Source organism: Streptomyces specialis (assembly GCF_001493375.1).
Classification (GTDB): Bacteria; Actinomycetota; Actinomycetes; order Streptomycetales; family Streptomycetaceae; genus Streptomyces; species Streptomyces specialis.
The window spans coordinates 1-4,336 of sequence record NZ_LN929806.1 but is presented as its reverse complement, the minus strand read 5'-3'; the positions used below and the strand labels follow the sequence as shown (position 1 = coordinate 4,336).

Here is a 4,336-nt window from a genome sequence, read left to right as displayed (position 1 = left end):
CGAGCTCTTTTTTCTTTAGCAGCGCGTCTGCCGACCTCTCACCAGGCCTCTTCGTCGGCAGCGTCAGATGTGTGTCAGAGACAGGCCCTGTTCCGGTGCCAGGTCCGGCCCGGGGGCCGCGGTGGCGAGCAGCGCCGAGGGGTCGAACGGGGCCCCGGCCAGCGGGACACACGGCACGACCCGGGTGGGCGACCCCGGCCCGCCGGGCAGGGCGAGCACCGTCTCCAGCACGCGCAGCCCGTCCTCGGGGCCGAGCGCGTCCAGGCCGAGCGGCCGGGCCGCGTCCGCGTGATCCGCGCCCATGCCGGTGCCGCGCCACGTCGGCCAGTTCACGGCGACGACCCGGGTACGCCCGCCGGGCGGCCGGTGGTCGGCGACGGCGTCCAGGCAGGCGTTCGCGGTGGCGTAGTCGCTCACCCCGGCGCCGAGCCGGGGCGCCAGCGAACTGAGGGAGGACATCAGCACGCAGAAGTCCGGCGCGTCGGGCTCGCAGGCCGCCAGCAGCGCCGCCAGCCCCTCCGCCTTCGGCTCCGCGACGGCCCGCAGGTCGTCCACGGACTTCCGCACGAACGGCGGGCGTCCCCGGGACGGCAGCCCGGCGCAGTGCACCAGCCCGGCGACCGGCCCCAGCCGCCGCCTGACCTCGTCGAGGAACCCGGTCAGCGGTCCCGGCAGCAGCGGCCCGCCGTACGTCATCACCCGCGCGCCGGCCCGTTCCAGCTCCCGGACCGTACGGACCGCCGCCGCCTCGGGCGCGTCGTCCGGCAGCCCGTCCCACCGGTGCCGGGGCGGCAGGGGGCGCGTGCCGAGCAGGGCGATCCGGCGGGCGCCGCGCGCGGCGAGCAGCGACGCGGCCAGCGCGCCGATGCCCCGGGTCCCGCCGGACACCACGTAGACCCGGTCGGGGTCGGCGCGGAAGACGGGGACGGCGGCGGACGTGCCGGAGGCGGGGAGCGGGTCGAGGGCGTCGAGGGCGGGCAGCAGCCGCTGCCCGGCCCGGTACCGCACCCCGGGCGGCCCGGCGGGCGCGGACCACTCGGCGAGGATCTGGCGGGCGGCGTCGGGCGGGGCGGCGTCGGGGACCAGCACGGTGGCGCGCAGCCGCCGGTACTCCACGCCCAGCGGCGGCAGCAGCCCGCCCATGCGGGCCCCCCCCGGAAGGGCGGCGGCGCCGGTGCCGGGGCGCGGGTCCGACGCGTGCAGGACGCGCAGCGCGCCGCCGCCCCGGGAGGCGATCAGCCGCTGGAGCATCAGGACCCGGGCGGCCCAGCCGTTCCCGGCGTCGTCGCCCTCCCGGCCCAGGTCGGTCACGTCGATCCAGCTGGCGAGCCCCGGCAGCCGGGCGGTCAGCCCGTCGATGACGGCCGCCGGGTCGGGCGCGTCCGCGAAGCCGGGGCCGTCGCCGCCGTCGCGTTCGGGCAGCAGGTGGACGCGGTCCGGGCCGAGCGCCGCGAGGAGTTCCCCGGCCACCGCGCGGGAGGGCGCGGTGTCGGCGTACAGGCACAGCACCGGGCCCTCGGGCGGCGCGTCCGCCCGGCCCGGCGCGGCGGCGGGCCGCCACACCGGGGTGAACAGCTCCACCGCGCCCGGCCCGTGGGCCGGGTCCGGCTCCGGCTCCGGCTCCGGGAGCCAGTGGCGGGCGCGGGCGAACGGATACGACGGCAGCGACACCGGCCGCCGCACCCCCGGGGGGGCCAGGCGGGCCCAGCCCGCCCGCCCACCGCCCGCCCAGTGCCGGGCCAGGGACGCCGGGGCGCCGCCGGTCCCGCCGGCGCCCGGGTACGCCGCGTCGGGCGCGTCGGCGCCGTGCGGCGGGACGTCGCCCGGCAGCGACCCCCGGACCACGTGTTCCGTCCCGCCGGAACGGAACCGCCGCAGCGCGTCCGCGAGCCCGGCCGGGTCGGCCGCGACGACCGCGAGCCGTTCCCGCATCTCCCGCCGGCCCGTCCGCAGCGTGTGCGCGACGTCGGCGAGCGGCGGCGCGCCGGGCGCGGTGACCGCGGCGGCGAGGCGGGCGGCGCTCGCGGCCAGGGCCCGTTCGTCCAGGGCGGACAGCACGAACAGGTGCGGCCCGGCCGGGGACGGCGGGCCGTCGCCCGGCGCGTACTCCTCCAGAACCACGTGGGCGTTCGCGCCGCCCGCCCCGAAGGAGCTGACGGCCGACCGCAGCGGCCCCGGCCCTCCGGGACGCCAGTCCGCCGCCTCGCGCTGCACGGTGAACGGCGTGCCGTCCCAGTCGATGCCCGGGTTCGGCTCGGCGGCGTGCAGCGAGGGAACGAGCCGGCGGTGACGGAGCTGGAGAACGGCCTTGGTGAGCCCGGCGATCCCCGCCGCCGCCTCCGCGTGGCCGATGTTCGACTTCACCGAGCCGAGGGCGCGACTGCCCGCCGGGAGCCCGCCGAACGCCCGCAGCAGGCCGCTGATCTCCACCGGATCGCCCAGTGCCGTTCCCGTGCCGTGGGCCTCCAGGTAGCCCACCGTCGCCGGGTCCACCCCGGCGCGGCGCAGCACGTCCGCGACCAGATCGCCCTGGGCGACCGGGTTGGGCACCGTGTAACCGCTGGTCCGGCCCCCGTGGTTGACGCCCGTGGCCAGGATCACCGCGTGGATCCGGTCCCCGTCGCGCTCGGCCGGGCCCAGCGGCTTCAGCAGCACCGCCCCCACCCCCTCGCCCGGGGTGAAGCCGTCGCCGCCCGCGCCGAAGCTGCGGCAGCGGTGGTCGGTGGACCGCATGCCCAGCCGGTCCTGCTGGCGGAACTTGTGCGGATGCAGCGACAGGTTGACGCCACCGGCGAGCGCCGCCTCGCACTCCCCCCGGCGCAGCGCCTCCACCGCCAGGTGCAGGGCGGTCAGGGACGCCGAGCACATGGTGTCCACCGCCATGCTCGGCCCGCACAGCGACAGGAAGAACGAGACCCGGTTGGCGATGCCCGCCAGCGCCGACCCGCAGTCGGCCGGGGTGCCGCCCAGCGCGGCCCGCTCGACGGCGAGGTACGGGTACTCGTTGTACATGGCGCCCGCGTAGACGCCGACCCGGCCGCCGCCGTGGCGTTCCCGCAGCCGTTCGGGGCTGTATCCGGCGTCCTCCAGCGTCTCCCACGCCACTTCCAGGAACAGCCGCTCCTGCGGGTCCATCAGCGCGGCGTCGCGCGGCGAGATCCGGAAGAAGCGGGCGTCGAAACGGTCCACGTCGTCCAGGAACGCGCCCCACATCAGGTCCACCGGCCACCCCGGGCGGCGCCGGGACTCCGGCAGCGGCGTGATGGCGTCGTAGCCGCGTTCGAGCTGCCGCCAGAACGTGGCCAGATCGGGGGCCTGCGGATAGCGGCCCGCCATGCCGACGATCGCGATCGGTTCCCCGGCCGGGGGCGCGGAACGGCGGGGCAGCGCGCGGACGGCGGGCGCCGGTCCTGGCGTCCCGGCGGGCCGGGGCGCCCAGGGGGCGTCGGGCCGCTCCGCCAGCGCGGCGGCCACCCCGGCGAGGTCGCGGTGCTCGAAGAACAGCGCGCGGGACACCGGCGCGGCGAAGTCCTCCGCCAGCCGGGCGTTGAGCACACCGATCAGGTACGAGGTGAGGCCGTACCGCTCCAGCGGCACCCGGGGGTGCAGCCGGTCGGCGGGGATGCCGGACACCTCGGCGTACCGGTCGAGGAGATACGCCTCCGCCGCCGTGACGTCCGCTTCCCGCGCGGGCCCGGGGGCCGGGTCCGCGGCGCCCGGCAGGGGGTGCGGATCGCCGTCGAACACCCGCACCGGCAGCGGGATCCGGCGCGCGCCGGGGGCGCGGAACGGCCGCCAGTCCGGCTCGTCCCCGGCCAGCCACGCCGCCATCGCGGCGGCGGCGGGCGTGCCGGACGGCGGGGCCGGGGCCGGGGCGCGCGGGCCTTCCGGCCCGGTCACCGAGACGGCGGCGCCGGGCCAGGGACGGCCCGCCGTGAACGCCGCCAGCGCGGCCCGCAGTTCACCGGTGCCGGAGCAGAGCGCCGCCCACCGGTGCTCCTCGGCGACCCGGCCCTCCCGCAGGGTGCGGGCGATGTCCGCGAGTCGCGGCGGCGTGTCGGCCCCGGCCGCCGCGTTCTCCAGCCACGCCAGCAGCCGGGCGGCGGTGGCGGCCAGCCGTCCGGCGGTGGGGGCGGACAGCGCGACGACCTGCGGGCCGTCGTCACCGGCGGTACCGGGCGTCGCGTCCGGCGCGGGGCCGGGGGCGCGCAGCACGGCGGGGCGAAGGAGGCGGGGGCCCCCCCCGCCGTGACCCGCGCCCGGCGCGGCGCGTCCCCCGCCGGGTCCGGCCCGCCGGCCGGCCCCCCGGGGGAGGGCCGCGGGGCGGCGGCCCCGG

Annotated in this window: 1 protein-coding gene; it reads right to left on the bottom strand. The window is 79.6% G+C overall.

The window, feature by feature from the left end; translation table 11 throughout:
- Positions 1 to 63: 63 nt before the first annotated feature.
- Positions 64 to 4,215, bottom strand: a complete 4,152-nt coding sequence (locus BN2279_RS07390) for a beta-ketoacyl synthase N-terminal-like domain-containing protein (protein ID WP_059007681.1) — start codon at positions 4,213 to 4,215, stop codon at positions 64 to 66.
- Positions 4,216 to 4,336: the final 121 nt, after the last annotated feature.